Below are 18,610 nucleotides of genomic sequence, written 5' to 3' on the forward strand. Positions count from 1 at the left end.
CTCGCGCATCGCGGGGGCGAACCGCGAGACTGGAGGTCCAGACGTGAGCATCGAACCCCGCCGGCGCAAGGTTCGGATACTGGCCACTCTCGGGCCCTCCTCTGCAGATCCCGAGATGCTGTCCCGACTTTTTCACGCGGGCGCCGACGCTTTTCGCGTGAATATGAGCCATGGCAGCCACGCCGATCACAAGGAGAGGATCGCGCAGCTTCGTGCGATGGAGAAGCAGCTTGGCCGCCCGATGACCATTCTGGCCGATCTGCAGGGTCCGAAAATTCGCGTTGGCACTTTCGAGGATGGGCCGATCCATCTGAAAGAAGGCGACCGCTTCGTTCTAGACCGGGACGACAGTCCCGGCTCGGCGGAACGGGTCTGCCTTCCGCACCCAGAGGTCTTCGTGGCCGTCGAGGCGGGCCAGAGACTTCTCCTCAACGACGGCAAACTGGTTCTGAAGATCGAATCGGTCAGCGACGACCGGATCGAGACGGTTGCGCAGAATTCGGGTGAACTGAACGACCGGAAGGGCGTGAACGTCCCGGACGCCGTCATTCCGCTGCCTGCGCTGACCGACAAGGACCGGCGCGATCTCGACTTCGCGCTCGATCAGGGCGTGGACTGGATTGCCCTCAGCTTCGTGCAGCGCCCGGACGATGTGGCCGAAGCTCGCCGGTTGATCGCCGGGAGGGCGGCCCTGATGGCGAAGATCGAAAAACCCCGTGCGCTCGACCGCTTGGACGAAATTCTCGATCTTTGCGACGGGCTGATGGTGGCGCGCGGCGACCTTGGCGTCGAATTGCCGCCGCAGAAGGTGCCGCGGGTACAGAAAGAGATCGTGGAACTGGCGCGCATGGCCGGCAAGCCCGTCGTGGTTGCGACGCAGATGCTCGATTCCATGGTGTCCAACCCGGCCCCGACGCGCGCCGAGGTCAGCGACGTGGCGAACACCATCTACGAGGGCGTGGACACCATCATGCTGTCGGCGGAAACGGCTGCCGGAAGCTATCCGGTGGAGGCGGTGCGCATGATGAACGCCATCGCGCTCGAGGCTGAAGCGGATCCCATGTATCAGAAGCATATCAGCTTCACCGAAACATCGCCGCAGCCCACCACGGCCGACGCGATTTCCTCGGCCGCCGGATCGGTGGTGCGTACGGTGGATTGCGCGCTCGCCGCCTGCTTCACGACCTCGGGCTCGACAGCGCGGCGTGCCAGTCGCGAGCGCCTGCCGGTGCCCCTTCTGGTGCTGACACCCTCTCGGGAAACAGCGCGGCGGCTGGGGCTGCTGTGGGGTATTCACGCCGTGACGACGCGAGACGTCAGCGATTTCGAGGAAATGGTCGGCAAGGCGCGCCGCATGGCGGTAAGGACGCGGCTGGGGGAAACGGGCGACCGCATCGTCGTCATGGCGGGCGTCCCCTTCGGTACGCCGGGCAGTACCAACGTCCTTCACATCGCAAGGATCAGCGGTGACGAGCTGAAGGGGTATGAGCGTTAGACCATCGCTGCGGCGATATGGGGTGCGGCTGGCGAGACTTCGCGGCTAGACCTGAACGCCTAGCTTGGCGAGTTCCTCTTCGACGGCGGGACGCCCGGTGAATTCCACTGCGTTGAAGCCGGCATCCCGTGCAGCGGCGACGTTCTTCGGCTGGTCGTCGATGAACAGCGCCTGCGAGGGGTCGATCCCGAACCGGCTTTCCGCGAGCGCATAAATGGCCGGGTCCGGCTTCATCATCTTCTCCTCCCCGGAGACGATAATGTCCTCGAACAGGTCGAAGACCGGAGCGGTGGGCCGGAACATCGCCCAGAACTCAGCCGAAAAATTGGTGATGCCGAATATCCGGTATCCTGCCTTGGCAAGTGTCTCGACCAGCTCCGTCATTCCCGGAACGGGCTCGCCGATCGTTTCGAGCCAGCGCGGGCCGTACAGCGAGATAAGCTCAGCCTCGGCAGGATATTGCGCGATCAGTTCGGCCTTCGTCTCGACGAAGGGGCGCCGGGCGTCGTGCTGAAAATGCCACTGCCGGGTGACGACGTTGGTCAGAAACCATTCAAGCCGATCCGGGTCCGGGATCAGCTTGGCGTAGAGATAGCGGATGTCCCAGTCGTAAAGGACATGGCCGACATCGAAGATGACGGTCTCGAGCTGCGGGGAAGGCATAGCCGTCCCGGGCGAAATCAGCCCTGGCGCGCCTTGAACCGGCGATTTGTCTTGTTGATGACGTAGGTGCGGCCACGGCGACGAATGACGCGGCAATCGCGATGCCGATTCTTGAGCGACTTCAGAGAATTGCGAACTTTCATGGCGCGGCCTGCTATAATCTCGTGCGGAAAAATGAAGCGCGCAGATAGGGTCCGCGGGCGCACAAGTCAAGGAATTGGCGCAGTCACCGGGTCCGGGATTGAGGGTGTTCGGGATTGAGGTCTAGGAATGAGGGCGGCCCCGCTTTACCTTCGCCAGCGATGAAATTTCTGTTCAAGAAAAACAAGAAGGCGCTGCCTTCTATTCCCTCGGGAACGCGTATCTATGCCGTGGGCGACATACATGGTCGGCGCGATCTGCTCGACGCGCTTCTGGAGCGGATCGCCGCCGACCTGAAGGGGTTCGAGGGGCATAGCGAGATCGTCTTCCTGGGCGACTATATCGACCGTGGGCCCGACAGCGCGGGGGTCATCGACCGGTTGATCGAGGGGCCGGAACCCGCCGACAGCTGGGTCTATCTGAAGGGCAATCACGATCATTTCGCCACCTTCCTTCTGGAAGACGACGACTGGAAGAAGGACCATCTGAAGGCCTGGATTTCGAATGGCGGCGACGAAGCCCTGAAAAGCTGGGGCGTCTCCACCCGCCTGCTCGTGTCGGGAAAGTCCGAAGAGATTGTCGATGCCTTCCGGCTGGCGCTGCCGAAGGCGCACCGGAAGTTCTTCCGCGCCCTCAAGCTCGACTACCGCGTCGGGGACTATCTGTTCGTCCATGCCGGCATCCGGCCGGGGGTGCCGCTGGAAGAGCAGGACGAACGCGACCTGATGTGGATTCGCGGCGATTTCCTGAGGCATCGCAAGGGGTTCGGTGTACATGTCGTCCATGGCCATACCATTTCGAAGGATGTCGATGAGCAGAAGAACCGGACCGGCATCGACACAGGGGCCTATATGACGGGGACCCTGACCGCTCTGGTCCTCGAAGGCGCCGAACGCCGCTATATCGCGACGGATTAAGACCGGCGCGCCTCCAGGGCCTCCTCCCAGGACAGCGCATGGCGCACGATCATGTCGAGATCTGCGTAGCGCGGTGACCAGCCCAGCGTCCGGACGATGCGGGCATTGTCGCTGACCAGCTCTCCCGGATCTCCGGCGCGGCGCGATTCCAGCCGCCGTTCGATCGGCCGACCCGACACCCTTTCGACCGAGTCGAGCACCTCGAGAACCGAAAAGCCGCGCTTGTACCCGGCGTTCATGAATAGCGACTGCGAGGCGTGCGCCCGCAGCCATTCGAGCGCCAGCACATGCGCCTCCACCAGATCGGAAACGTGGATATAGTCGCGCACGCCGGTGCCGTCGGGCGTGTCGTAATCGGTGCCGAATACGGCGACGTGCGAGCGCTTTCCGAGCGCGGCTTCGCAGGCCACCTTGATGAGGTGAGTGGCGCCGGCCGTCGATTGACCCGTGCGGCCCTCGGGATCGGCGCCGGCGACGTTGAAATAACGGAGCGCGCAGAAGTTGAACGGCTGCGCGGCGGCCGCGTCGCGCAGCATGGTTTCCGTCATCAGCTTCGAGGCGCCATAGGGATTAATGGGCCGCTGCGGCGCGTCCTCGGTGACCGGCACGACCTCCGCCAGCCCGTAGGTTGCAGCGGTCGACGAGAAGATGAAGTGCGGGATGTCCGCCGCGACGGCTGCCTCGAGAAGGTTGCGTGATGCGGCAGTATTGTTGCGATAATATTTGAGCGGATTCTCGACCGATTCGGGAACCACCACCGACCCGGCGAAGTGCATGATGCCGCCAATCTCGTCCTCTCGCAGAATGGCTTCCATCCGGGCCTGATCTGCGACATCGACCTCGTGGAAGCGCGCGCGATCCGGCACCGCCCAGCGGAAGCCCGTGACAAGATTGTCGACAACGGACACCGGATAGCCCCGGTCGAGCAGGGCGTGGACGGCATGGCTGCCGATATAGCCCGCCCCGCCGGTAACGAGGACCCTGGGCTTTTGCTCACCGGTGGCGGACATGGAACGGCTTCCCCTTCGAACCAGTTTGTTTCATGGCTGCACAGGGCGGCCTATCGCTTCCGCGAGCCGCCGAAAAGCGGGACTGGAGGCCCTTTCGGGAGAGATACCATGCGTTCGCTGCCCCTTATTCTCTGCGCTGCCCTCGCAGCCTGTTCGACCTACGATCCCGGCATCGACGTGACGCGGTTCCATCTGGAGCAGCCGGTGGCGCGCGGCGCGGTTTTCCTGGAGCCGGCCATGCCGGACCAGGCGGGCACGTTGGAATTCCGCACCTATGCTGACATCGTCGCGGCAGAACTGCGCGAGACGGGCTTCACCATCGTCGACGACAGGGACGATGCAGAGCTGCTGGGCGTCGTCGACGTGGCGCAGGCGAGCCGGGAGGCGCTGGCGCAGCGTTCGCCCGTCAGCATCGGCGTTGGCGGCGGAACCGGCGGGGGCAATGTCGGCGTAGGCGTCGGCACGACGTTCGGCCTGGGCGGCGGCAAGTCCGGCGAGATCGTCGAAACGCTGCTGGCCCTGCGGCTGACGCGCATGAGCGACGAAAGCGTTATCTGGGAAGGCCGGGCGACCACCGAAGCCGAAAGCGGCGCCGACCGCGCCAGTGCCGTGGCGGCGCTGCCTGCCCTGGCAGACGCCCTGCTGCGCGACTATCCGGGCATGTCCGGCGAAACCGTCACCTACGACGAGTAGCGTCGTACCCGACTGCGCGGCGCGGAAGCGCGCGGCGCCGCTTATGACGGGCCCGCCTGGGTGTTGGGGCCCGAGCCGGTACCCGGTTCGGCCTGACTGCGCCGGACGATATCCTCTGCCTTTTCCGGCGGCGCGAGCTGCATCGACGACAGCCCCTCGGGCACGACCGTACCGAGGGAAATATAGTAGGACAGGAGGTCGTCGACGCCGATGCCGTCGATGCGCACGACGCTTTCCGGCGGGACCAGAATAAGCGCACCCGTCATCGGAAGCGGCGCCGAGGGCATGTAGACGAGCATGCGCGGCTCTCCCGCGACTTCGACAGGGGTGTTCGACGCAAGAAGGGCGAGCACGTCGACCCCGTCCTTGCCGCCGAAGCGGCAGGAAATCGGGCGCATCGAGGCTAGTTCGCTTTCCTCGCGCATGCCGAACATGCGGGTAAGCTGCGAGATCGGCCGGTAGATGCTGCCGATAATGGGGATGCGGCTGACCCATGATTCGATCCGATCCTGAACCGAGCGCTGCGCCTCCCTCTGGAAGATCCGGCCGACGAACCAGATCCCGGCGACGACCAGCGCCAGCATGATCCACACACCAAGGACATTGTCGCCGAACAGCAGCGACGACGATCCGAAAATGGCCGACCCGAGGATGGTGTCCTCGCCGAACAGGCCCGCCACCTGACGCACCACCCAGTCGAGCACCATCAGGGTGATGATTATGGGCAGGAGGAAGAGCAGGCCGGTCAGGAAGGTTCCGACATGGCGGTCGAGCGAGTTTCGCCACGGCGCCCGGCGGGGCGGCTTCAGGGGGTCGCGGAACTTGTTCATCAGAGGGACTGAACGATTGCAGACCCCATCTGCTCCGTCGTCGCCTCGCCGCCGATGTCGCGTGTGCGGGTGCCACCTTCGATGGCTGCCTCGACCGCGCGTTCGATCCGCCCGGCCGCGCGTTCGTCGCCGAAAGAGTGGCGTACCGCCATGGCGAGGCTGAGAATGGCGGCGGCCGGATTGGCAAGTCCCTGTCCGGCAATATCGGGTGCGGAGCCATGAATGGGTTCGTACAGGCCCGGTTTGCCGGGCTCGCCGAGCGCGGCGGAGGGCAGGAGGCCAAGAGACCCGGTCAGCATCGCCGCCTCGTCCGAGAGCATGTCGCCGAACAGGTTGTCGGTCAGGATGGTGTCGAACTGCTTGGGGTTCTTCACCAGCTGCATCGCGCAATTGTCGGCGAGCATGTGCGAAAGCTCGATGTCGGGATACTCCTGATCGCGCAGGCGCTGTACCTCCTCGCGCCAGAGCAGGCCCGCCTCCATCACGTTCGACTTCTCGACCGAGCACACCCGTCCCGACCGGCCCTTGGCCAGGTCGAAGGCGGCGCGGGCAACGCGCCGAATCTCGGACGTGGTATATTGATGGGTATTGAGACCGCGGCGCTCTCCGTCGGGCAACTCCTCGATCCCGCGGGGCTTTCCGAAATAGACGCCGCCGACCAGTTCGCGCACGAACATGATGTCGAGTCCCTCGACCAGCTCGCGCTTCAGGCTGGAGGCGTCGGCAAGCGCCGAGAAGCAGCGCGCGGGACGCAGGTTCGCATAGACGTTCATGGCCTCGCGCAGGCGCAGAAGTCCGGCCTCGGGGCGTTTGTCATAGGGCTGGTTTGCCCATTTCGGTCCGCCGACCGCGCCCATCAGGACGGCGTCCGCAGCGAGCGCCCGGGCGACCGTCTCGTCCGACACGGGTACACCCTCCGCATCGATCGCAGCGCCGCCGAACAGGGCTTCGCCGGTCTCGATGTCGAGGTCGAGCGCGTCCAGGACCCGGCGCACCTGCCCGGTCACTTCCGGGCCGATGCCGTCGCCGGGGAGGAGGAGCAGTTGTTTCGTCATGGGACAGTTTCCAGGCTGTAGGTCACAGTAGGTCACACCTCAGCGCGCGTGGGCGCGCGGGCAGGTGCGCGTGAAAGGGTAAATCCAATCCCGCAAGGGCAGTTTCCGGCCTCTATGCGCTGTCCGATCCTATTTCGGAAGGCACAAGCCCGATCATCCACGCATCAGGCGCTGCGCCGAGACGCAAGGGAAGGCCGCCGGTTGCACATCCGGCGGGTCAGGTTACCGGGTCCAGAAAGGGCATGTCGGCGGACCGGCGCTGCTCGAACGCGTCGATGTCGCCGGCAAGCTGCTCGGTCAGGCCGATCTCGTCGAGGCCGTTCATCAGGCAGTGCTTGCGAAAGGGGTCGATGTCGAATTCGAACCGGTCCTGAAACGGCGTGGTCACCACCTGATTTTCGAGGTCGATGGTGATTTCGTCGGTCTTGGCGACCTCCATCAGCCGGTCGACCTGCTCCTGTGGCAGCTCGACGAGCAGCATGCCGTTCTTGAAGGCGTTGCCGGAGAAGATATCGGCGAAGCTGGGCGCGATGACGCAGCGGAAGCCCATATCGGCAAGTGCCCAAGGGGCGTGCTCGCGGCTCGAGCCGCAGCCGAAATTGTCGCCCGCGATCAGGATGGGCGCCCCGGCATTGCGCTGCGTGTCGAAGATGTTGTCCGGGTCCTGGCGGATCGAATCGAAGGCGCCCATGCCGAGCCCGGTACGCGTCACCGATTTCAGATATTTCGCCGGAATGATGATGTCGGTGTCGACATTCTCCTGGCCGAACGGGACGGCGATGCCGGTGAGGGTGTCAAAGGGGGTCATGATATCCGTACCTTCAAAGGGGTGCCGGGCAGCGCCGGCGGTCGGCGGGGTCTTTCACCCTCCCCCGGCCCCTCCCTGAGAGGGAGGGGAGAGGTTCGGGCTTTCCCCGCTCCTTCCTTCGCGGGGAGTTGAGGGGGTTCCGCCTGTCTGCCAATCACCGCATCAGCTCGCGGACATCGGTGATGCGGCCGGTGACCGCGGCGGCGGCCGCCATGGCCGGGGACATGAGATGCGTGCGGGCCCCAGGGCCCTGCCGGCCGACGAAATTGCGGTTGGATGTGGAAGCGCAGCGCTCCCCCGGCGGGACCTTGTCCGGGTTCATGGCTAGGCAGGCCGAGCAGCCCGGATCGCGCCACTCGAAGCCGGCATCGGTAAAGATGCGGTCGAGACCTTCGGATTCGGCCTCTGCCTTCACACGGCCCGAGCCTGGAACGACCATGACCCGCACGCCCTGCGGCGCGCGGCGGCCCTTCGCGACGGCGGCGGCGGCGCGCAGGTCCTCGATACGCGCATTGGTGCAGGAGCCGATGAAGACATTTTCCACGGGGATTTCGCTGAGCGGCGTGCCGGGCGTCAGGCCCATATAGTCGAGGCTCTTTGCCGCGGCGGCGCGTTTCGATTCCTCGGCGAAGGAGGAGGGGTCCGGAACGCTGCCCGTAATCGGCAGCACATCCTCGGGGCTCGTGCCCCAGCTGACCTGCGGCGCGATGTCGGCCGCGTCGAGAAAGACCTCGCGGTCGAAGGCAGCTCCCTCGTCGGTCGGGAGGGTGCGCCAATAGGCGACCGCCCGGTCGAACTCCTCACCCTTCGGTGCACGGTCGCGGCCCTTCACATAGGTGAAGGTCGTCTCGTCGGGCGCCACCAGCCCGGCGCGTGCACCGCCCTCGATGGCCATGTTGCAGAGGGTCATGCGCCCCTCCATCGAGAGCGCGCGAATGGCCGACCCGCGATATTCGATAACATGGCCGGTGCCGCCGCCCGCGCCGGTCTTGCCGATGATCGCGAGCGTGATGTCCTTCGCGCTGACGCCGAAGCCCAGTTCGCCCTCGACGGTGACGGCCATGGTCCTCGAGGGTTTGAGAAGGAGGGTCTGGGTCGCCAGCACATGTTCGACTTCACTGGTGCCGATGCCGAAGGCGAGCGAGCCGAACGCGCCGTGAGTCGCGGTGTGCGAGTCGCCGCAGACGATGGTGAGGCCGGGGAGGGTAAAGCCCTGCTCCGGGCCGATGATGTGGACGATGCCCTGATCGCGGCTCGTCATCTCGATATGTTCGATGCCGAAGGCGGTGCAGTTCTCTTTGAGGAGCGCGACCTGCTTTGCGGAGGCGGGGTCCTCGATGGGGTCGCCGCGCCCCTCGGTCGGGACATTATGGTCGGGGACGGCGAGCGTGAGGTCGGGGCGGCGCACCGGCCGGCCGGCCAGACGCAGACCCTCGAACGCCTGCGGGGTCGTTACCTCGTGAATGAGGTGGCGGTCGATGTAGATGAGGCAGGTGCCGTCATCCCGCCGGCTGACGGTGTGGGCATCCCAGATCTTCTCGTAGAGCGTGCGCGGTTTCGTGGCCATGCGCGCTCGGTAGAGCGGCGGCGCCCCCACGGTCAAGAAACTGCGCGTGGGGAACGCCCAAGCCGGATTTTCAGATCAGAGGCCCATGACCTTCGCAAGGATGTTGCGCTGGATCTCGTTCGAGCCCGCATAGATCGATTCGGCGCGGCCGTTGAAATAGCTGGGCGCGGCGAGCGCGGCGCGGTCCGGGCCGACGATGCCGCGGTTGTCGCCCGGACGGTCGACCTGCGGCTGGTAGATCGCCGCCCAGGGGCCGGCGATGTCGACGGCAAGCTTCTGCATGGTCTGGCCCATCTCGGTGCCGAGCACTTTCAGCATCGAGGCCATGGGGCCGGGAGAGCCGCCCTTCGCCGCCTCGGCAAGAAGACGCTGCTCGGTCGTCTCTATGGCGGAAAGGTCGGCGGCAAGTTCGGCGAAGCGGCGGCGGATGGACGGGTCGTCGAAAATGCCCGCCTCCCGCGCGTCGTCGGCCAGCAGGCCGAGCTTCACCTTGAGGCCGGGCGCGTAGCTGGAGGATCGTTCGAATTCGAGCAGATATTTGGCAACCGTCCAGCCGTCATTCTCCTCGCCGAGAATGCCCGTCTTCGGGACGCGCGCGTCGGTGAAGAAGACCTCGTTCACCTCATGGTCGCCGGAAATGAACTCGATCGGGCGAACCTCGACGCCCGGCGTGTCCATGTCGAGGAGGAGGAAGGTGATCCCCTCCTGCTTCTTGCCCGACGTGTCGGTGCGGACGAGCGCGAACATGCGGTTCGCGAGATGCGCGTGCGTGGTCCAGATCTTCGACCCGTTGAGGATGTAATGGTCGCCGTCGTCCTTCGCGCGCATGGCGAGCGAGGCGAGGTCGGAGCCGGACCCGGGCTCCGAATAGCCCTGGCACCAATAGTCCTCGCCCGACAGGATGCGCGGCAGGTAGAAGTCCTTCTGCTGGTCGGTGCCGAACTTCTGGATGACGTGTGCGACCATGCCGAGGCCCATCGGCGCAAGGTTCGGCGCGCCCGCGCGGGCAGTCTCCGCAGCCCAGATATAGCGCTGCGTCAGGTCCCAGCCGGTGCCGCCATATTGCTTTGGCCAGCCGGGGGCGACCCATCCCTTTTCGTTGAGGATCGCCTGCCAGCGGAGGTTGTGATCCTTATGCGTGTAGACGCTGGTCTGACGCTGGCCGACTTCCTTCAGGTCGTCGGTCAGATTGTCCGCCAGCCAGGCGCGCACCTCCTCGCGAAAGTCGCGGTGTTCGGGGGATAATTCGAAATCCATGGTCTGTCTCCGCCCCGCTTCCGGGGAAAGGGGCCTGTCAGTTCACCTGGCGATCGCGCCCGGCCCAATAGGGTTCGCGCAGTTCGCGGCGGAGGATCTTGCCGGACGGATTGCGCGGCAGCTCCTCGATGAAGTCGACGCTTTTCGGCGCCTTGAAATGGGCGATGCGCGTCTTGGCGAACTCGATGATGTCCGACGGATCGGGCGAGGTGCCGGGCTTCGGCACGACCATCGCCTTCACGGCTTCGCCCCAGCGGTCGTCGGGAACGCCGATCACGGCCACCTCGGCCACGTCGGGATGGCCGTAGATCGCGCTTTCGACTTCGGCCGGATAGACATTCTCGGCGCCCGAGACGATCATGTCCTTCACCCGGTCCTGGATGTAGAGATAGCCGTCCTCGTCGAGGTAGCCGGCATCGCCCGTTTTCAGCCAGCCATCGTCGGTATGGGCCTCCTTCGAGGCCTCCGGCAGATTCCAGTAGCCGAGCATGTTGTGATTGGAGCGGGTCTCGACCTCGCCGATCTCGCCGGGATCGGCGAGCGTGCCGTCCGACCGGCGGACACGCAGCTCGACATGGGGAAAGGGCTTGCCGGCGCCGCGCATGCGCTGGTTGCCGGCAGGATCGTGATCCTCTGGCGGCAGGTAGACGATGGTGCCGGTCGTTTCGGTCATGCCATATTGCTGGCAGAAGCCGCACTGGAAGACGTCCATCGCCTCTCGCAGCAGGTCGAGGGGGATGGGGCTGGCACCGTAGAGGATGTATTTCAGGCGCGAGAAGTCGACCTCGCGGACGTTGGGCTGGCGCAGCACGATCTGGATCGCGGCGGGCACCATGAACAGCTTCGAAATGCCGTCCTTCACGAAATAGTCGAGCACCTGCGTAGGGTCGAACTCGCGCGCGATGACGTTGAGCGCACCGGCATAGTAGCCTTGATAGCCCCAGCCCGTGCCGCCGATATGGGCGACCGGCATGGCGACCAGCGAGACGTCGTCGGGCGTCCACTCGTTCCAGTCCTCGGGGTCCTTCTGCATCTCGACGCGCGCGCCTGCGAGGTTGAGATGCGTCAGCTGCGCGCCCTTGGGGTTGCCCGTCGTTCCCGAGGTGTAGAGCTGCAGCGCGGGATCGAGGTCGGACAGTTCGACCTGCGGATCGTCGGCGGGATGCGACCCGTACCAGTCGGCAAAGGCCGGCCAGTCACCCGACGGCGCCTCCATCGCCACGACCCGCTTCAGCTGCGGCAGTGCATCGACGATCTTTGCGGCGCATTCGGTGCATTCGGGGCCGACGAAGAGCAGCTGGGCGCCGCAATCGCCGACGATATATTGCACCTCCGGCGGAGCCAGGCGCCAGCCGACCGGGATGATGACCACCCCGGCCTTCGCGCAGCCGAAGAAGAGTTCGAAATATTCATCCGAATTCTTGCCGAGATAGGCGACCCGGTCGCCCTTTGTGAGCCCCGCGGCGGCGAGGGCCTGCGCGATGCGGCTGGCGCGCTGGTCGAGCTCGCCATAGGTCGTCTCGCGCCCCTCGAACCGCGCGGCCAGATGACCGGGCCGATATTTCGCATGGAAACGGGTGACGTCCGCGATCGTGCGGATTTCTTCATGTGGCTCTGGAATGTCGGCCATTTTGCTCCCCAAGAACTAACAGCGGTGTTAATTCATTGCGGGAAGCCTGCCGTCAACAGGGGGGCGGTGAAAGCCTAGCAGCTTTCGCGGGCGGCGACGGCTTCCTTCGGATTGTCGGAAAAGACGCCGTCCACACCCGCCGCGATGGCGGCGCAGATCTCGCCGGCCAGGTCGCCGATCTCGCGTCCGTCGCGCTCACGGCGATATTCCGGCGGCAGGAAGACATTCTCGCGGCGGTACGTCCAGGGGTGAACGGCGAGTCCGGCGGCGTGGGCAGCGTCGATCAGGCCGGTGGGAGCCCCCTCGCGGATCACCAGTTCCTTGTTCGGGCCGAGGCCGGCCGCATATTCCGCGACGGCCAGCAGACCTTCCTGCGTCAGCATGTCGCCATAGGTGATGCCGCTGGCATCGACGGGCCGGCTGCTGCGCGGGTCGCCGACCAGCTGGACGAGGCGCGCGCCGGTCATTGCGCGCAGGCGGCGCAGATTCTCAACTTCGAAGGACTGGATGAAGACGGGGGCGTCTGCATGCGACCACCCGGCCTGCTCAAGCGCGGCGATGAGGGGCTCTTCGAGCGGCAGGCCCACGGAGCGGAAATAGCTGGGGTGCTTGGTCTCGGGATAGATGCCGACGCCGTGTTCCTTTGCGAGAGAGATCACTTCGGCAAGGGTGGGGACCTCGAACCTGCCATCGAAGGCGGTGCTGCGCAGCTGCGGCAGCCGTTCCTTCGCGCGCAGCGTCTTCAGTTCGGCAAGCGTGAAGTCCTCGGTGAACCAGCCCTGCACCATCTCTCCGTCGATGGTCTTCTCGGTACGGCGATCCGCGAATTCGGGATGCTCGGCGACATCGGTCGTGCCGGATATCTCGTTTTCGTGCCGCGCGACGAGGACGCCGTCCTTCGTACTGACCAGATCGGGCTCGATAAAATCCGCGCCCTGCCGGATCGCCAGCTCATAGGCCGCAAGCGTGTGCTCGGGCCGTTCGCCGCTCGCGCCGCGATGCGCGATGACGAGCACCTGGTCGGCCGGGGGTTGAGACATGCCGGTTTCGGGCGAGGTCATGCAGGCGGCAAGACCGAGAGCGAGGAGGATGACAAGATGGCGCATGGAGGGGTCCCGGTTGAAGGCGCGGCAGCCGCGCACGATCTGAGGCGTTACAACCGCATGCATGTGAAGGGATTATGTCATGGCCGACAAAGGCGCCGATCAAGGCAGCTCAGCACCCGCAACCGAAATCGCGATCCTGGCGGGAGGATGCTTCTGGTGCCTGGAAGCGGTCTATGACGACCTGAAGGGCGTCCGGCATGTCGAATCGGGCTATATCGGCGGCCATGTGGACAATCCCAGCTACCGCCAGGTCTGCGGCGGCGACACGGGCCATGCGGAGGCGGTGAAGGTGGAGTTCGATCCCGCCGAGCTGAGTTACGAGGAGATGCTCGACATCTTCTTTCACATTCACGACCCCACGACGAAGGACCGGCAGGGCAACGATGTCGGGCCGCAATATCGCAGCGCGATCTTTCCGCTGTCGGACGGCCAGCGCGCCGAAGCCGAAGCCGCGATCGAGCGAGCCGGGCGGCTGTGGTCCGATCCCGTCGTCACGACGATCGAGGAGGGCACATGGTGGCCGGGCGAGCGCGAGCATCAGGACTATTATGCGCGCACGGGCGATTCCACGCCCTACTGCAATTTCGTGGTCGGGCCGAAGGTGCGGAAGTTCCGCGAGGAATATCGCGACAAGCTGAAACCGGGCGTCGCAGCCTGACGCGGCAGCCCAACCTTCCGGCGTGAGCGGCGGCTGCGCGCAGCGGCGCGGGACCACCTTCCTAGAGGTCGCGGCCCATGATGACGTCGTCATAGACATTTTCGCCGACCTGGAACTTGCGCGCGCCGATGATGGCGAAGTCGTTCTTCTGGTAGAAACGGATGGCGCGGCCGTTGCGACCGTAGACGCCGAGGAGCAGCCGCCCGCAGCCCCACTCCCGCGCCTGCCGCAGGCTTGCCGCCATTAGCGAGCGGGCGACGCCCGTACCGTGGAAGCGCGACAGCACGTAGATGCGTTTCAGTTCGACGTCGCCCGCCTGCGCTTCGACGGTCGGCAGGTCGGGCGGCGAGAGCGCCGCATAGCCGATCGGCGCACCCTTCGGCAGTTCCGCAAGCCACAGGGCGTGGCCCTCGCCGGACAGCCGCGCCTCGTAATCCGCCCGGCTGTGCTGCTCCAGACAGTGCTTGATCACGTCGCTGCCCGGCAGGACGTCTGCGAAACTTTCCAGGAAGGTGGCCTGGCCAATGAGGGACAGGCGCGCGGCATCGCCGGACTGCGCCGGCCGCAAGGTAGCGTCGATCTCGTTCATCGCGCCCGCCTGTAGCCGCACGCGCGGCCGGCGCGCAAGGAACGGAGGTCCCCGGCGGCTCGTTGGTCAGCCACGATAAAGGAGATTGATATGGCTGATGAAAACCGCCGCACCGAAACCGCCCGCCGGCATGACGATTCGCACCTCTCGGGCGGTCCAGAGACCCCGGAGGAGCAGGGCCGTGCCGGCGGCGATCTACAGACCGACGTCGCCACGCAGGCAACGCGCGAGCGGGTCGACGATCCCGACGCGCATGAGGGCGTCACGAAAGAAGACGAGCTGCAATATACCGGGCGCAAGGGCGGCGCCTGAGGCGTGAGCAGGAGGGCGCCAGCCCGGGGTCGTTCGTATCCCGGGCCGCCCCGAAAAGCCTTGACCCCAGGCTACGCTGGAACGCTCAATTCAAAAGCTGGCACCTAGCTGCCGCGACGGCCCGGGTTGTTCCAGATCCGGCCGCGCCAGCCAAGCAAGCGGTCCGGCTACCCGTCAGGCGAGGTCGAACATGTCCTTGAAGCCCGACGGGGCGTGCGGTCCGACATAAAGCTGCTCGAGAACGCCGCGTCCGCGGTGCTGTTTCCCGTCCGGCAGGGTGAGAACCGCCTGCGCCATCGCCTGCACATGGACGTTGCCGGGATTGGCCAGATCGACCTCTGCCAGCCTGTGTGTTTCGCGGTGTACGCTGTGATCGCCGTGCGCCGTCCCGTGTCCGCGCGTCGGATGACCATAGCCGATACCGTGCATGTGGAAATTCCGGCCCAATTCGAAGTTGACCGTGGTGCCATCCTGACCGACCAGCCGTGCGGTTTTTGCATTCCGCGTGCAGGGTTTGAATTCCAGTTCCGGCGACATGACGAGCTTCGTGATCTTGCCCGATTTCAGATCGACGAGCTTGCCGTCGCGGTTCCAGGCATGACCCGCGGCGTCGTCGTTCGTGTGCCAGAAGAAGGCGTGATCGGGGAAATTTAGCGGCGACCAGAGCCAGTAGAACTGGAAGGCCGAGGGATCGGTCGGGCCTTGCGGATCGCTGGCGCCGACCGGGCGTACGCCCCAAGACCGGTCGCGCGTGCCCCACCAGCCATCGACTTCGATGCGCTTGCCGTCCTTCTCGATCCAGCCATCCCATTTCACCGACTGAGTGAGGCGCGTCACATCCATCAGCGTGCGGGTGCCGATCGCGTAGGTGAAGCGAGGTTCCTCGATCGGCTCGGCGCGGGCAGTCATGGTAAGGTCGGCGGCCGGCTCGCCGGCGCCGCCCGCAACGCGAAAGCGGATACTGACCAGGGGTTCGATCACCTCGATGGAAATGGGCTCGACGGTCATGTCCATACGCTCGCCGCCGACGATCTTGCGGCTAGCGAAGACGCTCTGCTGGTCGGTCTGGTCGTTCACCGAAAAGGCCGCGTCCATCACGGCGAGATGCGGGTAGACGCCGAGCGCGCCGCCGAAGAACAGGCTGCCGTCGGGAGCATAGCCGTTGAGGAAATAGCGGTCGTAGAAATTCCGGTCTGTGCCCGCCGTCGCGACCGGCTCGGGCCGCTGGTGGATCGGATATTCGTCGCCCTTCGTCAGCATGCTAAGTCTCCCCAATAGTCCTGGTTATCTTGTATAGGCGTCGATCAGCGGCGTGCCCGCAAGCGCGGCGAGCGCCGCCCGGTTCTCCGCGCCGAGATCGGCAATGACTGCGCCGGTCGCCTTGCGGCATTTCTCGGTAAATCCACGGGCGCGCATGACGCGCGGCTCGCCGTCGCTGCTCCAGCGCGCCTCTTTCTCGCCGGCTGCGACCGCGGCGGCATTCGCGCCGAGAAAGGCTGCGAAATCGTCCATCCCGGCGAAGAAGGCGCGCAGCGTTTCAGGGGCGCTGTCCGCGTTGTCGAAGTCGCCGTCGCCCGCGACCGCCAGCCTGACCCGTTCCGCGAAGGCCGCGAGAGCAGGCCAGCGCGGTTCGACATAGGCGCGCGCCGCCGGTTCCCAGAGCAGTCCTGCCTCCAGAAAGCCGAACATCGCGAAGTCGGGGAGGGAGACGCGCGTGCCAAGAAGGAACGGGCGGGTCTCGAAATGAGCAGCCAAGGCGTCCGCGGCACCGTGGAGGATGCCCAGCACCTCCTGCGCATAGTCCTCGCCCACCCGGTTCACCGCGCCGGCACCGGCGAAAAACTGCGAAGCATAGCCGACGCCCGGGTGATCGTGCGCCTCGCCGGGATCCTCGCCCGGGTCGTCGTCGCCGTTCATGCCAGCGACGGCATGGCGCGCGACCCAGCGCCGGTTCTCCGCGTCGGTGACGCGCCAGTGCAGCGTGGGACGCAGCAGCCACTCGTCGGCCCAGTCGTCGAGTATCAGCGCCGCCGCGCGCATCGCCGGATCGGCGGGCAGGATGGCGGCGTCCGGATGCTGCCGGCCGAGATAGAGGCCGATGTCGGTGGAGTCGGTGACCCAGTCGTCCTCAGGCGTCCGGAGGACCGGAAACTTGCGGTAGCCGCCCACCGCGGCCTCGACCTCCGGCGCGATCTCTGCGGTCTTCAGAAGGTCCTCGTGCGGCAGGCGCATCGCCGCAAGCATGGCGGCCACCTTCCTCGTATAAAAGGACGGGCGGAGGCCGTAGAGCTGGTAGGCCGGTTCCATGATCGTGCTCCCTATGGGGCGGGGGCGCCGGGGTCATCCTGACGCTTTGGGTGGCGCGGGGCGCCTTCGGCTCTCATATAACCAGCCTATGACCGATACCGCATCCTCTCCCGCCGGCCCCCACGAGCAGCTTTATGGCGGCACCGACATCGACCCCGCGCGGCTGCCCGCGCTGATCGGCGACCTTCTGTCCGGCACAGACGACGGCGAGCTGTTCGTGCAGAACGCCGTGACGGAAAGCTTCGCCTTCGACGACGGACGGCTGAAATCCGCCAACTACGATCATATGCGCGGCTTCGGACTGCGCGGTCTGGCCGGAGAGAAGACCGGCTTTGCCCATTCGAACGTCATGAGCGAGGCGGCCATCCGCCGCGCGGGTGAGACGGTGGGCCTCGCCGCCAAGGGGCATGACGCGGTCGCCGCGCCGCCGCCCGCGCGCACCAACCGGCATCTCTACGGCCTCGACAACCCGCTGGAGGCGACGCCCTTCCGCCAGAAGGTCGAACTGCTGGAACGCATCGACGCCGCCGCCCGGGCGCGCGACCCGCGCGTGCGGCAGGTCAGCATCTCGATGGTCTCGAGCCATTCGGCGGTCGAGATCGTGCGCGCAGACGGCTTTCGCGCCGCCGACGTCCGCCCGCTCGTGCGCATGAATGTCGAGGTCGTCACCGAAGTGAACGGCCGGCGCGAGCGCGGCTATTTCGGCCATGGCGGGCGCTACGACCTCGAGCGGCTGATGGACGAGGAGGCGTGGAACCGCGCCATCGACGAGGCGCTGCGCCAGAGCCTGGTGAACCAGGAATCGGTCGATGCGCCCGCCGGCCAGATGAACGTCGTCCTCGGCTCCGGCTGGTGCGGCGTCCTCCTGCACGAGGCGGTGGGGCACGGGCTGGAAGGCGACTTCAACCGCAAGGGCCAGTCGACCTTCTCGGGCCGCATCGGCGAGCAGGTGGCGGCGAAGGGCGTAACCGTCGTCGACCAGGGCAACCTGCCCGAACGGCGCGGCTCTCTCAGCATCGACGACGAGGGCACGCCCACCTCGGAAACCGTGCTGATCGAGGACGGCGTCCTGAAGGGCTATATGCAGGACCGGCTGAACGCGCGCCTGATGGGCGCCGCGCCGACGGGCAACGGTCGCCGCGAAAGCTATGGCCACAGCCCGATGCCGCGCATGACCAACACCTTCATGCGCGCAGGCGGCGACGATCCCGAAGAGATCATCCAGCGCGCGGGCACCGGCATCTACACGAAGAGCTTCGGCGGCGGGCAGGTCGACATCACCAGCGGCAAGTTCGTGTTCAGCTGCACCGAGGCCTATCTGATCGAGGACGGCAAGCTGGGCGCGCCGATCAAGGGCGCGACGCTGATCGGCTCGGGCCCGGAAGTCATGCAGCGGGTGAAGGCCATCGGTACCGACTTCGCGCTCGACGAGGGCATCGGCGTGTGCGGCAAGGGCGGCCAGAGCGTGCCCGCGGGCGTCGGCCAGCCGACCATGTTCGCCGAAGGGCTGACGGTGGGCGGCACGGCGGCCTAGCGAGCGCTTGCCGGGGTGATCGGCGCCGGTTAGCGTGA

Annotated in this window: 19 protein-coding genes; 6 read left to right on the plus strand and 13 right to left on the minus strand. The window is 66.0% G+C overall.

What is annotated here, in order from left to right; all coding sequences use genetic code 11:
• The first annotated feature begins 43 nt into the window (after positions 1 to 43).
• A complete protein-coding gene (pyk, locus tag KCN53_RS04955) occupies positions 44 to 1,495 on the plus strand; it encodes a pyruvate kinase (RefSeq protein WP_088711173.1) in 1,452 nt (483 codons plus the stop codon).
• 45 nt (positions 1,496 to 1,540) lie between these two features.
• On the opposite strand, the gene KCN53_RS04960 is transcribed toward pyk, so the two are convergent.
• Both KCN53_RS04960 and ykgO read right to left on the minus strand, forming a co-directional pair.
• Complete coding sequence (locus KCN53_RS04960; RefSeq protein WP_088711172.1) at positions 1,541 to 2,158, minus strand: HAD family hydrolase; 618 nt, start codon at positions 2,156 to 2,158, stop codon at positions 1,541 to 1,543.
• A gap of 17 nt (positions 2,159 to 2,175) precedes the next feature.
• The gene (ykgO, locus tag KCN53_RS04965; RefSeq protein WP_011415100.1) at positions 2,176 to 2,301 is read right to left on the minus strand and encodes a type B 50S ribosomal protein L36; all 126 of its coding nucleotides are present in this window, start codon (positions 2,299 to 2,301) and stop codon (positions 2,176 to 2,178) included.
• A gap of 159 nt (positions 2,302 to 2,460) precedes the next feature.
• Between ykgO and KCN53_RS04970 the strand changes: the two genes are divergently transcribed.
• Complete coding sequence (locus KCN53_RS04970; RefSeq protein ID WP_088711171.1) at positions 2,461 to 3,216, plus strand: metallophosphoesterase family protein; 756 nt, start codon at positions 2,461 to 2,463, stop codon at positions 3,214 to 3,216.
• Here KCN53_RS04970 and galE read toward each other — a convergent pair.
• A complete protein-coding gene (gene galE / locus KCN53_RS04975; protein ID WP_088711170.1) occupies positions 3,213 to 4,226 on the minus strand; it encodes a UDP-glucose 4-epimerase GalE in 1,014 nt (337 codons plus the stop codon). The genes KCN53_RS04970 and galE overlap by 4 nt on opposite strands.
• Before the next feature lie 108 nt (positions 4,227 to 4,334).
• On the opposite strand from galE, the gene KCN53_RS04980 reads away from it, so the two are divergent.
• Positions 4,335 to 4,919: a DUF4136 domain-containing protein gene (locus tag KCN53_RS04980; RefSeq protein ID WP_172406145.1), complete on the plus strand. Its 585-nt coding sequence runs from the start codon at positions 4,335 to 4,337 to the stop codon at positions 4,917 to 4,919.
• A gap of 41 nt (positions 4,920 to 4,960) precedes the next feature.
• Here KCN53_RS04980 and KCN53_RS04985 read toward each other — a convergent pair whose 3' ends face one another.
• The 7 genes from KCN53_RS04985 to KCN53_RS05015 all read right to left on the minus strand — a co-directional run bounded on the left by KCN53_RS04985 (position 4,961) and on the right by KCN53_RS05015 (position 13,172).
• On the minus strand, positions 4,961 to 5,749 hold the full coding sequence (locus KCN53_RS04985) for a DUF502 domain-containing protein (RefSeq protein ID WP_088711169.1): 789 nt from the start codon (positions 5,747 to 5,749) through the stop codon (positions 4,961 to 4,963).
• On the minus strand, positions 5,749 to 6,804 hold the full coding sequence (leuB, locus tag KCN53_RS04990; protein WP_088711168.1) for a 3-isopropylmalate dehydrogenase: 1,056 nt from the start codon (positions 6,802 to 6,804) through the stop codon (positions 5,749 to 5,751). Before leuB ends, KCN53_RS04985 begins: the two co-directional genes overlap by 1 nt.
• 217 nt (positions 6,805 to 7,021) lie before the next feature.
• Positions 7,022 to 7,612 carry a 3-isopropylmalate dehydratase small subunit gene (gene leuD, locus KCN53_RS04995; protein ID WP_088711167.1) on the minus strand — a complete coding sequence of 197 codons (591 nt, stop codon included), beginning with the start codon at positions 7,610 to 7,612 and terminating at the stop codon, positions 7,022 to 7,024.
• Positions 7,613 to 7,766: 154 nt separating this feature from the next.
• Entirely contained in the window at positions 7,767 to 9,179 is a 1,413-nt protein-coding gene (gene leuC, locus KCN53_RS05000) for a 3-isopropylmalate dehydratase large subunit (RefSeq protein ID WP_088713289.1), read from the minus strand.
• A 75-nt stretch (positions 9,180 to 9,254) separates the two neighbouring features.
• Positions 9,255 to 10,436, minus strand: coding sequence for an acyl-CoA dehydrogenase family protein (locus KCN53_RS05005; RefSeq protein WP_088711166.1), 1,182 nt, complete (start codon positions 10,434 to 10,436; stop codon positions 9,255 to 9,257).
• 37 nt (positions 10,437 to 10,473) lie between these two features.
• Positions 10,474 to 12,066: a fatty acid--CoA ligase gene (locus tag KCN53_RS05010; RefSeq protein WP_088711165.1), complete on the minus strand. Its 1,593-nt coding sequence runs from the start codon at positions 12,064 to 12,066 to the stop codon at positions 10,474 to 10,476.
• A 74-nt stretch (positions 12,067 to 12,140) separates the two neighbouring features.
• Complete coding sequence (locus KCN53_RS05015; protein ID WP_172406144.1) at positions 12,141 to 13,172, minus strand: glycerophosphodiester phosphodiesterase; 1,032 nt, start codon at positions 13,170 to 13,172, stop codon at positions 12,141 to 12,143.
• A gap of 79 nt (positions 13,173 to 13,251) precedes the next feature.
• On the opposite strand from KCN53_RS05015, the gene msrA reads away from it, so the two are divergent.
• Complete coding sequence (gene msrA, locus KCN53_RS05020; protein ID WP_088711164.1) at positions 13,252 to 13,830, plus strand: peptide-methionine (S)-S-oxide reductase MsrA; 579 nt, start codon at positions 13,252 to 13,254, stop codon at positions 13,828 to 13,830.
• Between the two features lie 61 nt (positions 13,831 to 13,891).
• Here the strand turns inward: msrA and KCN53_RS05025 are convergent, their stop codons facing one another.
• Positions 13,892 to 14,419: a GNAT family N-acetyltransferase gene (locus KCN53_RS05025; protein WP_088711163.1), complete on the minus strand. Its 528-nt coding sequence runs from the start codon at positions 14,417 to 14,419 to the stop codon at positions 13,892 to 13,894.
• A 90-nt stretch (positions 14,420 to 14,509) separates the two neighbouring features.
• Here KCN53_RS05025 and KCN53_RS05030 point away from each other — a divergent pair, with 90 nt between their 5' ends.
• Positions 14,510 to 14,731 (plus strand): hypothetical protein, encoded by a 222-nt coding sequence (locus KCN53_RS05030; protein ID WP_088711162.1) that lies wholly within the window; start codon positions 14,510 to 14,512, stop codon positions 14,729 to 14,731.
• 174 nt (positions 14,732 to 14,905) lie between these two features.
• Here KCN53_RS05030 and KCN53_RS05035 read toward each other — a convergent pair whose 3' ends face one another.
• Entirely contained in the window at positions 14,906 to 15,991 is a 1,086-nt protein-coding gene (locus KCN53_RS05035; RefSeq protein ID WP_088711161.1) for a hypothetical protein, read from the minus strand.
• 24 nt (positions 15,992 to 16,015) lie between these two features.
• Positions 16,016 to 17,038 carry a glutathione S-transferase family protein gene (locus tag KCN53_RS05040; RefSeq protein ID WP_088711160.1) on the minus strand — a complete coding sequence of 341 codons (1,023 nt, stop codon included), beginning with the start codon at positions 17,036 to 17,038 and terminating at the stop codon, positions 16,016 to 16,018.
• A gap of 88 nt (positions 17,039 to 17,126) precedes the next feature.
• Between KCN53_RS05040 and tldD the strand changes: the two genes are divergently transcribed.
• The gene (gene tldD, locus KCN53_RS05045) at positions 17,127 to 18,572 is read left to right on the plus strand and encodes a metalloprotease TldD (protein ID WP_088711159.1); all 1,446 of its coding nucleotides are present in this window, start codon (positions 17,127 to 17,129) and stop codon (positions 18,570 to 18,572) included.
• The last annotated feature ends 38 nt before the right edge of the window (positions 18,573 to 18,610 follow it).

Origin of the sequence: Pacificimonas aurantium (assembly GCF_020092905.1) — a bacterium.
Classification (GTDB): Bacteria; Pseudomonadota; Alphaproteobacteria; order Sphingomonadales; family Sphingomonadaceae; genus Pacificimonas; species Pacificimonas aurantium.